Raw genomic sequence first — 16017 nt, 5'->3', positions numbered from 1 at the left:
AACCCTGCACGTGGAGAGAACAATAAATGTTGAGATCCCTGAAATTCACCGCTCTGGCACTGGGCATGATGGGGGCGGCAAGCGCAATGGCTGCCGGCCCGGACCTGACCGTGGTGTCCTTTGGCGGGGCGAACAAGGCTGCGCAGGTCAAAGCCTTCTACGCACCGTGGGAAGCGGCAGGCAACGGCAAGATCGTGGCGGGCGAGTACAACGGTGAAATGGCCAAGGTCAAAGCCATGGTCGACACCAAGAGCGTGTCCTGGGACCTGGTCGAAGTTGAATCGCCAGAACTGTCCCGTGGTTGCGACGAAGACATGTTCGAGCAGCTGGATCCGAAGTTGTTCGGCAAAACCGAAGACTACGTCAAAGGCGCCATCCAGCCATGCGGCGTAGGCTTCTTCGTGTGGTCGACCGTGCTGGCCTACAACGCCGACAAACTGGCTTCCGCGCCAACCAGCTGGGTGGATTTCTGGGACACCAAGAAATTCCCGGGCAAACGTGGCCTGCGTAAAGGCGCCAAGTACACCCTGGAATTCGCTCTGATGGCCGACGGCGTTGCGCCGAAAGACGTCTACAAAGTGCTGGCCGGCAAAGATGGTCAGGACCGCGCGTTCAAGAAGCTCGATGAACTCAAGCCAAGCATCCAGTGGTGGGAAGCTGGCGCACAACCGCCGCAGTACCTCGCCTCCGGTGACGTGGTCATGAGTTCGGCCTACAACGGCCGGATCGCTGCCGTACAGAAAGAAAGCAATCTGAAAGTCGTGTGGAATGGCGGCATCTACGACTTCGACGCGTGGGCGATTCCAAAAGGCCTGGACAAGGCACGCGCTGAAGCGGCGAAGAAGTTCATCGCTTTCTCGGTGATGCCACAGCAGCAGAAGACCTACTCGGAAAACATCGCTTACGGCCCGGCCAATACCCAAGCCGTTCCGTTGCTGTCCAAGGATGTCCTGAAAGACATGCCGACCACCCCGGAAAACATCGCCAACCAGGTGCAGATCGACGTCAGCTTCTGGGCTGACAACGGCGAGCAACTGGAGCAGCGCTTCAACTCCTGGGCTGCGAAGTAAGCACAACCCTGTGGTTTGAACACCGCAATCCTTGTGGGAGCGAGCTTGCTCGCGATAGCAGTGGGGCAGTCAACATCGATGTCGGATGGAATGCCCCCATCGCGAGCAAGCTCGCTCCCACAGGTTGTTTGTATGCCTCTGCAACGATAAAAAAGATTTCCGGAGTACGCCATGGCCACCGCCATTCCCCTGAACGCGGGCACTGACCCCACCTTGAAGCAGCGACTCAAGCACGCCGAGCGGGTCAACCGCTGGAAAGCCCAGGCCTTGATCGCGCCCCTGGTGCTGTTTCTGTTGCTGGTGTTCCTGGTGCCAATCGTGGCGCTGCTCTACAAAAGCGTGGGCAACCCGGAAGTGGTCGGCGGCATGCCGCGCACCGTGTCGGCCATCGCCAGCTGGGACGGCCGAGGCTTGCCCGCTGAACCAGTTTACAAAGCGGCCAGCGAAGACCTCGCCGAAGCCCGCAAGAATCAAACCCTGGGCGATTTGTCCAAGCGCCTGAACATGGAATTGGCCGGCTATCGCAGCCTGCTGACCAAAACGGCTCGCGCCTTGCCGTTCGCCACCGAACCGACCTCCTATAAAGAAGCGCTGGAAGGTCTCGACGAGCGTTGGGGTGATCCAGCCTACTGGCAGGCGGTACGCCGCAACGTCAGCAGCATTACGCCTTACTACTTGCTGGCGGCTGTCGATCATCGCATTGACGACCTCGGCGAAATTGCCCCGGCCACCCCTGACCAGGCGATCTACCTCGACATTTTCGCCCGGACCTTCTGGATGGGGCTGATCATCACGGCCATTTGCCTGGTATTGGCGTACCCACTGGCCTACCTGCTGGCGAACCTGCCTTCGCGTCAAAGCAACCTGTTGATGATTCTGGTGCTGCTGCCGTTCTGGACCTCGATCCTGGTGCGTGTTGCGGCATGGATCGTGTTGTTGCAATCGGGCGGCCTGATTAACAGCGGCCTAATGGCTATGGGCATCATCGATAAACCGCTGGAGCTGGTGTTCAACCGTGTCGGCGTCTACATCTCGATGGTGCACATTCTGCTGCCGTTCATGATCCTGCCGATCTACAGCGTGATGAAAGGCATCTCGCCCACCTACATGCGTGCCGCGATTTCCCTCGGCTGCCATCCGTTTGCAAGCTTCTGGCGGGTGTACTTCCCGCAGACCTATGCCGGTGTCGGCGCCGGTTGCCTGTTGGTGTTCATCCTCGCCATCGGCTACTACATCACCCCGGCATTGCTGGGCAGCCCGAACGATCAGATGGTCAGCTACTTCGTCGCCTTCTACACCAACACCAGCATCAACTGGGGCATGGCGACCGCACTCGGCGGCCTGCTGCTCCTGGCGACGGTGGTGCTTTATCTGATTTACAGCTGGCTGGTGGGCGCCAGCCGCCTGCGCCTGAGCTAAGGGGAGAACGAAATGCTGAGTCCTTATATGTCGCCCGTCGAGCGGGTGTGGTTCTACAGTTTGCGGATTCTCTGCGGCTTGATTCTGTTGTTCCTGATTCTGCCGGTGCTGGTGATCATTCCGCTGTCGTTCAACTCAGGCAGTTTCCTGGTGTACCCGCTGCAAGGCTTTTCGCTGCACTGGTATCAGGACTTCTTCGCCTCGGCCGAATGGATGCGCGCACTGAAGAACAGCATCATTGTTGCCCCGGCGGCGACGGTGCTGGCGATGGTCTTCGGCACACTCGCGGCGATTGGCCTGACACGCGGCGATTTTCCTGGCAAGGCGCTGGTCATGGCACTGGTGATTTCGCCGATGGTGGTGCCGGTGGTGATCATTGGCGTGGCGAGTTACCTGTTCTTTGCCCCGCTCGGATTGGGCAATAGCTTCTTCTCGCTGATCGTGGTGCACGCGGTGTTGGGTGTGCCGTTTGTGATTATCACCGTGTCGGCGACGTTGCAGGGCTTCAACCATAACCTGGTGCGTGCCGCTGCAAGCCTTGGTGCATCGCCGCTGACTGCGTTTCGCCGGGTGACGTTGCCGCTAATTGCGCCGGGCGTGATCTCCGGTGCGCTGTTTGCCTTCGCAACCTCGTTCGATGAAGTGGTGGTGACGTTGTTCCTCGCCGGTCCCGAGCAAGCCACCCTGCCACGGCAGATGTTCAGCGGGATCCGCGAAAACCTCAGCCCGACCATCGCCGCCGCCGCGACGCTGTTGATCGCCTTCTCGGTGATCCTGCTGCTGACCCTGGAATGGCTGCGTGGGCGTAGCGAGAAACTGCGCACCGCCCAGGTCTAAAGCCCTGCACCATCCCCTGTGGGAGCGAGCTTGCTCGCGATAGCGCCCTGACATTCAACACTAAGGTTGACTGACACGCCGCCATCGCGAGCAAGCTCGCTCCCACAGTTGTTTTGGGGTGTTTTCGGGATCGTTGGTCATTCACGAGCTGAATAGCAGACAAACCCCAATCCCCAGCTACTATTGTGCCCAGCTCCCCTACCTATAAGAGGCTGCGCACGATGAGTCTTTCCTCTTTCAAAATCGCTCACAAACTGATCACCGGCGCAGGTGCCATCGAGCAGCTCGCCGCTGAACTGACGCGTCTTGATGTCGATAACCCGCTGATTGTCACTGATGCGGCGCTGGTCAAGTCCGGCACGGTCGAACTGGCGCTGGCACAGCTGGGGGACCGGACCTACGAGATATTTGATCGGGTGCTGCCAGACCCGGAAATCGCCATCGTCGAAGACTGCATGCGGGTGTATCGCGACGGCGGGCATGACGGCTTGATCGGTCTGGGCGGCGGCAGTGCCATCGACATTGCCAAGAGCGTGGCGGCGTATGCCGGTTACCACGGCGCGCTGGAAGATTTGTTCGGCATCGACCAGGTGCCGCGCAAAGGGCCGCCGCTGATCGCGATCCCGACCACCGCCGGCACCGGCTCTGAAGTCACCAACGTGGCGATCCTTTCCGACAAGGTCGCGCAGCTGAAAAAAGGTATCGTCAGCGACTATCTGTTACCGGACGTGGCGCTGGTCAGCCCGCAAATGACCCTGACTTGCCCGCGCGGTGTCACCGCTGCCAGCGGCGTCGATGCGCTGGTGCATGCCATTGAATCCTACCTGTCCGTCAACGCTTCGCCGATCACCGACGCCCTCGCCATCGGCGCCATCAAGCTGATCGCCAAGGCGCTGCCCAAGGCCTATGCCAATCCGTCCAACCTGCAAGCCCGCGAAGACATGGCCACCGCCAGCCTGATGGCGGGCATGGCGTTCGGCAATGCCGGGGTCGGCGCGGTGCATGCGTTGGCGTATCCGCTGGGCGGACGTTTCAACATCGCCCACGGCGTCAGCAACGCCTTGCTGCTGCCCTATGTCATGACCTGGAACAAGATGGCCTGCGTCGAACGCATGCAGGATATTGCCGAGGCCATGGGGGTGAAGACCGCTCATCTGAGTGCCAACGAAGCGGCAGATAAAGCCGTGGAGGCGATGACCGGGTTGTGCGCTGCGGTGGAAATTCCGCAAGGGCTGCGCAGCTTCGGCGTTCCCGAAGACGCCATCCCGGCGATGGCCGCAGAAGCGGCGGGGATCGAGCGCCTGATGCGCAACAATCCGCGCAAATTGAGCGCCGTCGATATCGAGAAAATCTATCGGGCGGCGTACTAGAGCTCCTCGTGACTTATTGATCGAAGGCAGCCCCAATCATCGCGGTCACAGTGCGCGCGCCAAAGTATGAGGTATACAATGCGCGCCATCGTGATTCTGCTCAAAAAAGGTGCGTCATGCAGCCCTTCGTCATTGCTCCGTCGATTCTCTCCGCCGACTTCGCCCGCCTGGGTGAAGAAGTGGACAACGTCCTGGCCGCCGGCGCCGACTTCGTGCACTTCGATGTCATGGACAACCACTACGTACCGAACCTGACCATTGGCCCGATGGTGTGCGCTGCGTTGCGCAAATACGGCGTGACCGCGCCGATCGACGCGCACCTGATGGTCAGCCCGGTGGACCGTATCGTCGGTGACTTCATCGAAGCCGGCGCGACTTACATCACCTTCCACCCGGAAGCCTCGCAGCACGTCGACCGCTCGCTGCAATTGATCCGCGAGGGCGGCTGCAAGTCGGGCCTGGTGTTCAACCCGGCGACCCCGCTCGACGTGCTCAAGTACGTGATGGACAAGGTCGACATGATCTTGCTGATGAGCGTCAACCCGGGCTTCGGCGGGCAGAAGTTCATTCCCGGCACCCTCGACAAACTGCGTGAAGCACGGGCGTTGATCGATGCCTCCGGGCGTGACATTCGCCTGGAAATCGACGGCGGCGTGAACGTGAACAACATTCGTGAAATCGCGGCGGCGGGGGCTGACACCTTCGTCGCCGGTTCGGCAATTTTCAACGCGCCGAACTATCAGGAAGTGATCGAGAAGATGCGCGCCGAGCTGGCGTTGGCTCGCCCATGAGTGGTTTTGAGCAGCTGTTCCCGGGGCGTCTGCCGCGGCTGGTGATGTTCGATCTGGATGGCACGCTGATCGATTCGGTCCCGGACCTCGCAGCGGCTGTGGATCACATGCTGCTCAAGCTGGGCCGCAAGCCTGCCGGCATCGAGTCGGTCCGTGAATGGGTCGGTAACGGCGCGCCGGTATTGGTGCGTCGTGCATTGGCGGGTGGCATCGAGCATGCGGCCGTCGATGACGTCGAGGCCGAACACGCGCTGGAAATTTTTATGCAGGCTTATGGCGCAAGCCATGAACTGACCGTGGTCTATCCCGGTGTGCGCGACACCTTGAAGTGGCTGCACAAGCAGGGTGTCGAGATGGCGCTGATCACCAACAAGCCGGAGCGTTTCGTCGCGCCGCTGCTGGATCAGATGAAAATCGGCCGCTACTTCAAATGGATCATCGGCGGCGATACCCTGCCGCAGAAGAAACCCGATCCGGCCGCGCTGTTTTTCGTAATGAAAATGGCCAACATTCCGGCTTCGCAATCCTTGTTCGTCGGCGATTCGCGCAGCGATGTGCAGGCGGCAAAAGCGGCGGGGGTCAAGTGTGTGGCGCTCAGTTATGGCTACAACCATGGCCGGCCGATTGCCGAGGAATCGCCAGCGCTGGTCATCGACGATCTGCGCAAGCTAATTCCCGGTTGCCTGGATCCGGCCGCTGAGATAACGTTGCTCGACGCTGTTCAACCCCCTGCTGGAAACGCCATCGTGGTGGTCACTCGCAAACTCTGGATGAAAGTCATCAAGGCCCTGGCCCGCTGGCGTTGGCGCGCCTGACTTGTTCCTGGCCGGCATACCGGCGCGTTTGCATACCTGACTGTTAGACCCTCAAGCCACGAGGCTACCCCATGATCCGCGAAGAATTCCTGCGTTTGGCCGCTGCCGGCTACAACCGCATCCCGCTTGCCTGCGAAACCCTGGCTGACTTCGACACGCCGCTGTCGATCTACCTGAAACTGGCCGACGAGCCGAACTCCTACCTGCTGGAATCGGTTCAGGGCGGGGAGAAGTGGGGCCGTTATTCGATTATCGGCCTGCCATGCCGCACCGTGCTGCGGGTGCATGACCATCATGTCAGTGTGACCGTCGACGGTGTCGAGACCGAAAGCCACGACGTTGAAGACCCGCTGGCGTTCGTCGAAACCTTCAAGGCCCGTTACAACGTGCCGACCATCGCTGGTCTGCCACGTTTCAACGGCGGTCTGGTGGGCTATTTCGGTTATGACTGCGTGCGGTATGTGGAGAAGCGTCTGGGCAAATGCCCGAACCCGGATCCACTGGGCGTGCCGGACATTCTGCTGATGGTCTCCGATGCGGTGGTGGTGTTCGACAACCTCGCCGGCAAGATGCACGCGATTGTGCTCGCCGATCCGTCGCAGGCCGGTGCGTTCGGGCAAGGCCAGGAGCGTCTGGAAGAGCTGCTGGAAAAACTCCGTCAGCCGATCACGCCGCGCCGTGGCCTGGATTTCAGCAAGCAACAGTCGGCTGATCCGGTGTTCCGTTCGAGCTTCACCCAGGACGATTACGAAAAAGCTGTCGACACCATCAAGGAATACATCCTGGCCGGTGACTGCATGCAGGTCGTACCGTCCCAGCGCATGTCGATTGACTTCAAGGCAGCACCTATCGATCTGTACCGGGCGTTGCGCTGCTTCAACCCGACGCCTTACATGTACTTCTTCAACTTCGGCGACTTCCATGTCGTTGGCAGTTCCCCGGAAGTGCTGGTGCGGGTCGAAGACAACCTGATCACCGTGCGCCCGATTGCCGGTACCCGTCCACGCGGGGCCAACGAAGAGGCCGATCTGGCGCTGGAAAAAGACCTGCTGTCGGACGACAAGGAGATCGCCGAGCACCTGATGCTGATCGACTTGGGTCGTAACGACACCGGTCGGGTTTCGGAAGTCGGTTCGGTGAAACTCACCGAGAAGATGGTCATTGAGCGTTATTCCAACGTGATGCACATCGTGTCCAACGTTACCGGGCAGTTGAAGGCCGGGCTGACGGCGATGGACGCGCTGCGGGCGATTCTGCCGGCCGGTACGTTGTCGGGTGCACCGAAGATTCGCGCGATGGAGATCATCGATGAGCTGGAACCGGTGAAGCGCGGTGTCTACGGCGGCGCGGTCGGTTACTTTGCCTGGAACGGCAACATGGACACGGCGATTGCGATCCGTACCGCCGTGATCAAGAACGGCGAACTGCACGTGCAGGCCGGTGGCGGCATCGTCGCCGACTCGGTCCCGGCGCTGGAATGGGAAGAAACCCTGAACAAACGCCGCGCAATGTTCCGTGCCGTAGCTTTGGCAGAACAGACCCCGGACGCCTGAGTTCACGCAATACCCCCTGTAGGAGCGAGCCTGCTCGCGATGACGGACTGACATTCACTATTGATGTCGACTGACACTCCGCTATCGCGAGCCGGCTCGCTCCCACATTGGATTTGCGGGCATAAAAAAACGCGGCGCCTGTGAGGGCGCCGCGTTTTTTATGACCTGCGATTTAGAAGTCCAGCGCAACACCCACGTTGATGCCTTGTTGAGTGAAGTCGTCATCCTTGCGAATGACGTAGCTGGCGCGCAGTGCCAGGTCCTTGGTGAGGTTGTGGCTCACACCCAGGTTCACACGGTTCAGGTTGGTTTGCGGGGTGTAGCCTTCCAGCGTGAACTGATTGTTCGGCAGGCTGTTGAGGTGAATGGACACGTCCTGGGCGTCGTCGTTGTACTCACGCTCGTGAGCCACTTCGCCAAACACCTGGGTTTGTGGCGTGATCTGGTATTTGCCCTGCAAACCGATACCCAGGCGCCGGGAGATGCTTTCTTGATCGGCAAAGGTCAGCGCTGTGGCATCAGCGCCGTCTTCCGAGTAACCGTCGACCTTCACCTTGGCGAAATCAGCGCTGACAAAGGGCGACAGGTGCCAAGGACTGCTGGCTTGCTGCGCAATGTCATAACCGATGCGAGCGCTGAAGGCTTCGACGTAGCCACTGGTATCGCCTTTTTCACCGCGTTTATTGGCACCCAACTGGAATTTACGCTTGAGGCTGTCGTAATCCAGATGCCCGGCGGTCAACGCTGCGTCAGCCCATACGCGGTTTTCCTGGTACTGGGCGAATGCCGTGCCCATATACGTGTTGAGCTTGTAGTCGGAGTCGCTCGCACCGGCTTCGAGTTTCTGGTCATAGAAACCGGCGGCCACGCCGACGCGCCAGGCATCGTTGAGGCGGTAGCTGCCACCGATGTTCAGGTTGTAACCGTTACCGTCGGCGCTGACGACACTGTCCTGCCCGTCAAAGTCCTGATGCTGGCCACCGCCGGCAACAATGGCGCGCCATTGGCCGACGCCTTGCCAGTTTTCCCAATCGGCCAGCCATTGGTTGCGCAGTTCATCCTGATGCGCACGCAAGGTGCCTTGGGCCATTTGCGGCAATAGCGTCAGTTCCCACGGCGCCGCCAACAGCGAGTACGCGTAATCGGCAATCAGGCGCTGCCCGGTTTCGGTGGGGTGCACCGCGTCGTTGTAGATCAGCTTGGTCGGATCGGGTGTGGCGCTGTTGATGCCGTAACGGGCGTTTTCAGTGCAGCTGTTGCCGCTGAAGCAGGTGGCGCTCAGGTTCTGGTCGGTGGCCAGGCCAAATTGCGCCGGGTTGGCGAACGTCTCTTTGAGCAGTACCGGAATGTTGAGCGGGATGATTTCAGCATTGATGTTCTGCAGTCGGCTGACCAGTTCGGTGTTGAACTGGGCGCTGAGCTGAGACGTGAATGCTTGCAGCGGGGAACCGTTGAATGCAGGGGTGAAGCCGATGTCGGGCAGCAGCCAGACCATGACGTAGCGGGCGCCGGCGCCTTGCAGCGTCTGCACGCTGTCGGCCAGTCGGTCGGCGGCGGCACTGGCTTGGGGCAGGCTGGTAACGCGACCTTGCAGGAAGTCGTTACCGCCACCCGACAGGTAATACAGTGCGTTCGGGTCGGCACGGAAGTTGTTCGACGGCAAGTATCCGGCACGGACACGAGCCCCCGTGTCGGACGTGGTGGTGATCGAATCGAGAATCTGATCGGTGCGATAACCGCCGACGGCCCAGTTATTACCATCGGGCTGGCCGTTGCTGGCGCGGACCGCCGAGTTCGATGAAGCGGTCTGGTCCGCCGAGAACCCGAGTTTTCCACCCAGTATCTGCGTGGAGTTGAGTGAGCGGACTTCGCCGCTGCCATCCAGATAAACCGGCCCCGTCCGGTTGGTAAAGCGTTGTGTCGCCCCGGCAGGTCCGCCGGTGTCGGCAAAGGTCCCGGCGTCGTTGAGGCTGTCGCCGAAGACGACGAAACTGGTGTATGGATTCGGCGCGGCGTACGCCTGGGCGCAGGCCATTGCGAGCAAGCATCCTGCGAGCGGTACAAACAACGTCTGTTTGATCATGAGCAAGTCCGTTTATTTATTGTTTTAGGTGAACGAAACGACAGTACCAAAAACTTCCGGCCTTTTGCCATCCGTCGCGAAGCCTTTGATAGTTTCGCAAGCAGCAGCCCCGGCCATATTGCACGCTCTGCCCAGCTAAGTTACTGTGCCGAGACGTATGAATGAGACCTTCCCCGTGTTGATCATCAGTAAACTCCTGGATCAAGTCATCAAGGCACACGCCCGCTGGCGTTGGCGCGCCTGAATTCTTTTGCCGGCCCCGCCGGACCTGTACCGCTTTGCCTTCTACCCGTTTGAAATGCCGCTTTGCTGGCGCTACTCCAGCACCTGATAAAGCGCAACGCCCTGCGGGTCGATCATTCGAAGGCCATCTTTAAAGTCAGTGAATTCAAGAGGTTCAAAAACGCCATGTTGCTGATGATCGATAACTACGACTCCTTTACTTACAACGTTGTGCAGTACCTCGGTGAGCTTGGCTCCCAGGTCAAGGTTGTGCGCAACGATGAGCTGACCATCGCTGAAATCGAAGCCCTCAACCCCGAGCGCATCGTGGTGTCCCCCGGTCCTTGCACCCCGACTGAAGCCGGTATCTCGATCGAAGCGATCAAGCATTTCGCCGGCAAACTGCCTATCCTGGGCGTCTGCCTCGGCCACCAGTCCATCGGCCAGGCCTTTGGTGGTGATGTGGTCCGCGCCCGTCAAGTCATGCACGGTAAGACTAGCCCGGTATTCCACGAGGACAAGGGCGTATTCGCAGGGCTGAATCGCCCATTGACCGTGACCCGTTATCACTCGCTGATCGTCAAGCGCGAAACCCTGCCCGATTGCCTGGAGTTGACGGCATGGACGCAGCTTGAAGACGGTTCGGTCGACGAGATCATGGGGTTGCGCCACAAGACACTGAACATCGAAGGCGTGCAGTTCCACCCTGAGTCGATCCTCACCGAACAGGGCCACGAATTGTTCGCTAACTTCCTCAAACAAACCGGCGGCACGCGCTAAGGACTTTTCATGAATATCAAGACAGCCCTGGGCCGTATCGTCGATCACCTCGACCTCAGCACCGATGAGATGCGCGATGTGATGCGCGAAATCATGACCGGCCAATGCACCGACGCACAGATTGGCGCGTTCATGATGGCCATGCGCATGAAGAGCGAAAGCATCGACGAAATCGTCGGCGCCGTGTCGGTCATGCGCGAGCTGGCGGACAAGGTCGAACTCAAGACCCTCGACGGTGTGGTTGATGTGGTCGGTACCGGCGGTGACGGTGCGAATATCTTCAACGTGTCGACCGCTTCCTCCTTCGTTGTTGCAGCGGCGGGTTGCACCGTGGCCAAGCACGGTAACCGTGCGGTGTCGGGCAAAAGCGGCAGCGCCGATTTGCTGGAAGCGGCGGGCATCTACCTGAACCTGACGCCGGTGCAGGTGGCACGTTGCATCGACAACGTCGGCATCGGTTTCATGTTCGCCCAGACTCACCACCGTGCCATGAAGTACGCCGCCGGTCCGCGCAAGGATCTTGGCCTGCGTACCTTGTTCAACATGCTCGGCCCGCTTACGAATCCGGCCGGTGTGAAGCATCAGGTGGTGGGCGTGTTCAACCAGGCGTTGTGCCGGCCATTGGCTGAAGTCCTGCAGCGACTGGGCAGCAAGCATGTGCTGGTGGTGCACTCGAAGGATGGCCTGGACGAATTCAGTCTGGCAGCGCCGACCTTTGTGGCCGAATTGAAGAATGACCAGATCACCGAGTATTGGGTCGAGCCGGAAGACCTCGGCATGAAGAGCCAGAGCCTGCATGGGCTGGCCGTCGATAGCCCGGATGCTTCGCTGGAGCTGATTCGCGATGCCTTGGGCAAACGCAAAACCGAAAGCGGTCAGAAAGCTGCCGAAATGATCATGCTCAATGCCGGTGCCGCGTTGTATGCCGCTGACCATGCAACCAGTTTGAAAGAAGGCGTTGCCCTGGCGCACGATGCGCTGCACACAGGCCTCGCTCGCGAGAAGCTGGAGGAGTTGGGTGCATTTACCGCGGTATTCAAAGTGGAGAATGAAGGATGAGTGTACCGACGGTTCTGGAAAACATTCTGGCGCGCAAGGTCCAGGAAGTCGCCGAGCGCAGCGCTCGTGTGAGCCTGGCCGAGCTGGAAAGTCTGGCCAAGGCGGCCGATGCACCCCGTGGTTTTGCCAAGGCGATGTTGGCGCAAGCCAAGCTCAAGCAGCCAGCGGTGATTGCCGAAATCAAGAAAGCCTCGCCGAGCAAGGGCGTGATCCGCGAGAACTTCGTTCCTGCCGACATCGCCAAAAGCTACGAGAAGGGCGGCGCGACGTGTTTGTCGGTGCTGACCGATATCGATTTTTTCCAAGGCGCCGATGCCTACCTGCAACAGGCCCGGGCCGCGTGCAAACTGCCGGTGATCCGCAAGGACTTCATGATCGATCCTTACCAGATCGTCGAAGCCCGGGCGCTGGGTGCCGACTGCGTGCTGTTGATCGTCTCCGCGCTGGATAACGTGAAGATGGCCGAGTTGGCGGCCGTGGCCAAAAGCGTCAATCTCGATGTGCTGGTGGAAGTCCACGATGGCGACGAGCTGGAGCGGGCCTTGAAAACCCTCGACACCCCACTGGTCGGCATCAACAACCGCAACCTGCACACCTTCGATGTCAGCCTGGAAACCACCCTCGACTTGTTGCCGCGTATCCCGCGTGATCGCCTGGTCATCACCGAGAGCGGCATTCTCAACCGTGCCGATGTCGAACTGATGGAAATCAGCGACGTCTACGCCTTCCTGGTCGGCGAAGCGTTCATGCGCGCCGAAAGCCCGGGGACCGAGCTGCAACGTCTGTTCTTCCCGGAGCGTGGTATCGCGGTGAGTGGTTCTACACTCGACTGATTACACGCAGACCGAGTCGACCCCATCGCCGAGCAGGCTCGGCTCCTACAGGAGAACCCATGTAGAAGCCGAGCTTGTCTCCGGGCGGCGTTCCGACGATGGCGGCATAAGTACCACCACAGACTTCATGTCCAACGGAATACCTTATGACCTCAATCCTCTCTCTGACCGTCGAAACCGGCCTGCAAGCCGAACAGGATCTGTTGGCCTCGGTCTGCGCCGGCGACGCCGAGTTCGGCCTGCTGTTCTGGCAGCCGAGTGATCGGGCGCTGGTCATGCCGCGCCGTTTGAATCGCTTGCCCGGTTTCGAGACTGCGTGTGAAGTGTCCGCAGCAGCCGGTTGGCCGGTTCTTCTGCGTGAAACCGGCGGTGAGCCGGTGCCGCAATCGGCGTCCACTATCAACATTGCCCTGGTCTACGCGCCACCCCGCAGTGAAGGTGACCAGAACCGGATTGAAACCGCTTATCGCCGACTCTGCGATCCGATCTGTCAGTTACTGGAAGAGTTGGGCGGCAAGTCGTCCCTTGGCGAAATCGACGGCGCGTTCTGCGATGGCCGTTTCAACGTCAACCTCGACGGTCGCAAAATGGTCGGCACCGCTCAACGCTGGCGCCAGAGCAAGGGCGGTACGCGTCCGGTCGGTCTGGTTCACGGTGCTTTGTTGCTGGAAAACGAGCGCGAATCGATGGTCGCGGCGGTCAACCGCTTCAATGAAGCCTGCGGTCTGGAGCAACGGGTTCGCGCCGAAAGCCATATCGCCTTGCATGAGAAGTTCGCCGCGCCCGATGCACTCGGGCGGCTCGACACGCTGTATCGCCAGTTGCTGGCAGAGATGTTCGAAGGTTAACGCGTGCCGAAGACCACCATGGTCTTGCCTTTGACGTCCACCAGGTTGCGCTCTTCCAGATCCTTGAGCACGCGGCCGACCATTTCTCGCGAACAGCCGACAATCCGCCCGATTTCCTGGCGGGTCACTTTGATCTGCATGCCATCCGGGTGAGTCATCGCGTCCGGCTGTTTGCACAGCTCCAGCAGGCAACGGGCGACGCGCCCAGTGACGTCGAAGAACGCCAGGTCACCGACCTTTTTCGTGGTGTTGCGCAGACGCTGTGCGATTTGTCCGCTAAGCACGTAAAGAATGTCGGGATCTTGCTGGGACAGCTCGCGGAATTTCGCGTAGCTGATTTCCGCGACTTCGCATTCAATCTTGGCGCGTACCCAGGCGCTGCGCTGCTGTTCCAGGCCAGCCTGTTCAAACAGGCCCAGCTCACCAAAAAAGTCCCCGGCGTTCAGGTAGGCGATGATCATTTCACGACCATCGTCATCCTCAATCAGGATCGTGACAGAGCCTTTGATGATGAAGAACAACGTTTCCGAGCGATCACCCGCACAAATGATGTTGCTCTTGGCCGCATAGCGCCGACGCTGACAATGCATCAACAGCTTGTCGAGGTTCTTGATTTTGGGTGTTGGGGCAATAGCAACCATGGTTGTATCCCGAAAAGACTTCACGGTGTGTTTTGGTTTTTTTATGAGTCGCTGACAATGGTCAATGCAAAGCTGGCCATGCGCCAGTGAATTGGCGTCAGCTTAACAGACACTTCCTGCAACATTCGAACATTTACCTACGGCGTCGACACTTGCGTCCCAGGAAGGCGAAACGCTGTCAAACCAGGGCCCTGTGCTAAGCTGGCGACCCTTTTTTTAGACAGTGGAGTCTTGGCGATGAAGGCACGCATCCAATGGGCTGGCGAAGCCATGTTCCTCGGTGAATCCGGCAGCGGTCATGTCGTGGTCATGGACGGTCCGCCCGATGCCGGCGGTCGTAACCTGGGTGTCCGGCCGATGGAAATGCTCCTGCTGGGTGTCGGCGGTTGCAGTAACTTCGACGTGGTGAGCATCCTCAAGAAGTCCCGCCAGGCCGTCGAAAGCTGTGAAGCCTTCCTCGAAGCCGAGCGTGCCACCGAAGACCCGAAGGTCTTCACCAAGATTCACATGCACTTCGTGGTCAAGGGCCGTGGGCTGAAAGAAGCCCAGGTCAAACGCGCTATTGAGCTGTCGGCTGAGAAGTATTGCTCGGCTTCGATCATGCTCGGCGCGGCAGGCGTGGCGATTACCCACGACTACGAGATCATCGAACTCGGTTGAGTCGACATTCAACTATCATAAAAGCGGTGCAGACTCTGGCGAACCCAAGCTGACGTCTGCATAATGCGCCACTTTTTCAGGGTCGTGGCCTGTCAACCGACAGGCCGCAGTCCCGAACAGACAACCAAAATCGCCATCGCGAAGAGGTGTTAACCGTCCTACGCAGGTGCGTCGTTCGCATCTGACGGGCATGCTTGATCACGCGGCCGGGCCGCAATACATAGAGAGTTTTTAACGGTGAAAAGCAAACTCAAGCTCCACGGGTTCAATAACCTGACAAAGACCTTGAGCTTCAACATCTATGACATCTGCTACGCGGAAACCCCGCAAGACCAACAGGCCTACGTTGAGTACATCAATAAAGAGTACAACGCGAAACGCCTGACGCAGATCCTCACGGAAGTTGTCGATATCATTGGTGCCAACATCCTGAACATCGCCAGTCAGGACTACGAACCACAGGGTGCCAGCGTCACAATTCTGATCTCTGAAGAGCCGGTGACCCCGACCGACAGCCAGATCGAAGAGTCCCCGGGCCCACTGCCTGAAATTATCCTGGCCCACCTCGACAAGAGCCACATCACGGTGCACACCTACCCGGAAATCCATCCGGTCAGCGGTATTGCAACTTTCCGTGTGGACATCGATGTGTCGACTTGCGGGGTCATTTCACCGCTTAAAGCGCTCAACTTCCTGATTCACCAGTTCGATTCGGACATCGTGACCGTGGACTATCGTGTGCGCGGCTTTACCCGCGATGTTGAAGGCAAGAAGCACTTCATCGATCACGAGATCAACTCGATCCAGAACTACCTGTCCGACGACACTTACGACGCGTACCAGATGACCGACGTAAACGTGTACCAGGAAAACCTGTTCCACACCAAAATGCTGCTGAAGAATTTCGAACTGGATAACTACCTGTTCGGTGACGCCACCAACAACCTGTCTTCCGAGCAACGTGCTCAGGTGACTGACCGTGTGAAACACGAAATGCTAGAGATCTTCTACGCACGCAACATGGCGTAAGATTTAC

Annotated in this window: 15 protein-coding genes; 13 read left to right on the top strand and 2 right to left on the bottom strand. The window is 59.3% G+C overall.

What is annotated here, in order from left to right; genetic code table 11:
* The first annotated feature begins 26 nt into the window (after window positions 1-26).
* The 7 genes from AB4N76_RS11175 (at window position 27) to trpE (ending at window position 7855) form a co-directional block, all read left to right on the top strand.
* A complete protein-coding gene (locus AB4N76_RS11175; protein WP_046030014.1) occupies window positions 27-1070 on the top strand; it encodes an ABC transporter substrate-binding protein in 1044 nt (347 codons plus the stop codon).
* 171 nt (window positions 1071-1241) lie between these two features.
* Entirely contained in the window at window positions 1242-2489 is a 1248-nt protein-coding gene (locus AB4N76_RS11170; RefSeq protein ID WP_046030015.1) for an ABC transporter permease, read from the top strand.
* A gap of 12 nt (window positions 2490-2501) precedes the next feature.
* Window positions 2502-3326: an ABC transporter permease gene (locus AB4N76_RS11165; protein WP_027926741.1), complete on the top strand. Its 825-nt coding sequence runs from the start codon at window positions 2502-2504 to the stop codon at window positions 3324-3326.
* A 221-nt stretch (window positions 3327-3547) separates the two neighbouring features.
* Complete coding sequence (locus AB4N76_RS11160) at window positions 3548-4696, top strand: iron-containing alcohol dehydrogenase (protein ID WP_046030018.1); 1149 nt, start codon at window positions 3548-3550, stop codon at window positions 4694-4696.
* A gap of 116 nt (window positions 4697-4812) precedes the next feature.
* Entirely contained in the window at window positions 4813-5487 is a 675-nt protein-coding gene (gene rpe / locus AB4N76_RS11155; RefSeq protein WP_046030019.1) for a ribulose-phosphate 3-epimerase, read from the top strand.
* Window positions 5484-6302, top strand: a complete 819-nt coding sequence (locus AB4N76_RS11150) for a phosphoglycolate phosphatase (protein ID WP_046030020.1) — start codon at window positions 5484-5486, stop codon at window positions 6300-6302. Before rpe ends, AB4N76_RS11150 begins: the two co-directional genes overlap by 4 nt.
* A 71-nt stretch (window positions 6303-6373) precedes the next feature.
* Window positions 6374-7855: an anthranilate synthase component I gene (gene trpE / locus AB4N76_RS11145; protein WP_460164463.1), complete on the top strand. Its 1482-nt coding sequence runs from the start codon at window positions 6374-6376 to the stop codon at window positions 7853-7855.
* 172 nt (window positions 7856-8027) lie between these two features.
* On the opposite strand, the gene estP is transcribed toward trpE, so the two are convergent.
* On the bottom strand, window positions 8028-9938 hold the full coding sequence (gene estP / locus AB4N76_RS11140; RefSeq protein WP_046030022.1) for an esterase EstP: 1911 nt from the start codon (window positions 9936-9938) through the stop codon (window positions 8028-8030).
* A gap of 408 nt (window positions 9939-10346) precedes the next feature.
* Between estP and AB4N76_RS11135 the strand changes: the two genes are divergently transcribed.
* The 4 genes from AB4N76_RS11135 (at window position 10347) to AB4N76_RS11120 (ending at window position 13680) form a co-directional block, all read left to right on the top strand.
* Window positions 10347-10940 carry an aminodeoxychorismate/anthranilate synthase component II gene (locus tag AB4N76_RS11135; protein WP_007980194.1) on the top strand — a complete coding sequence of 198 codons (594 nt, stop codon included), beginning with the start codon at window positions 10347-10349 and terminating at the stop codon, window positions 10938-10940.
* A gap of 9 nt (window positions 10941-10949) precedes the next feature.
* Window positions 10950-11999: an anthranilate phosphoribosyltransferase gene (gene trpD, locus AB4N76_RS11130; protein WP_046030023.1), complete on the top strand. Its 1050-nt coding sequence runs from the start codon at window positions 10950-10952 to the stop codon at window positions 11997-11999.
* Window positions 11996-12832: an indole-3-glycerol phosphate synthase TrpC gene (trpC, locus tag AB4N76_RS11125; protein WP_077431171.1), complete on the top strand. Its 837-nt coding sequence runs from the start codon at window positions 11996-11998 to the stop codon at window positions 12830-12832. The genes trpD and trpC overlap by 4 nt, the downstream gene beginning before the upstream one ends.
* Before the next feature lie 146 nt (window positions 12833-12978).
* A complete protein-coding gene (locus AB4N76_RS11120) occupies window positions 12979-13680 on the top strand; it encodes a lipoate--protein ligase family protein (protein WP_460164462.1) in 702 nt (233 codons plus the stop codon).
* Here AB4N76_RS11120 and crp read toward each other — a convergent pair.
* Window positions 13677-14321, bottom strand: coding sequence for a cAMP-activated global transcriptional regulator CRP (crp, locus tag AB4N76_RS11115; protein WP_046030029.1), 645 nt, complete (start codon window positions 14319-14321; stop codon window positions 13677-13679). The two genes, AB4N76_RS11120 and crp, sit on opposite strands and share 4 nt — an antisense overlap.
* A 237-nt stretch (window positions 14322-14558) precedes the next feature.
* Between crp and AB4N76_RS11110 the strand changes: the two genes are divergently transcribed.
* A complete protein-coding gene (locus AB4N76_RS11110) occupies window positions 14559-14981 on the top strand; it encodes an OsmC family protein (RefSeq protein ID WP_007941657.1) in 423 nt (140 codons plus the stop codon).
* 237 nt (window positions 14982-15218) lie between these two features.
* Window positions 15219-16010 carry an adenosylmethionine decarboxylase gene (speD, locus tag AB4N76_RS11105; protein ID WP_046030033.1) on the top strand — a complete coding sequence of 264 codons (792 nt, stop codon included), beginning with the start codon at window positions 15219-15221 and terminating at the stop codon, window positions 16008-16010.
* The last annotated feature ends 7 nt before the right edge of the window (window positions 16011-16017 follow it).

It is taken from the genome of Pseudomonas sp. S2_F03 (genome assembly GCF_054668335.1).
The sequence above is the reverse complement of the archived record's forward strand: the minus strand, read 5'-3'. Positions and strand labels throughout refer to the sequence as shown.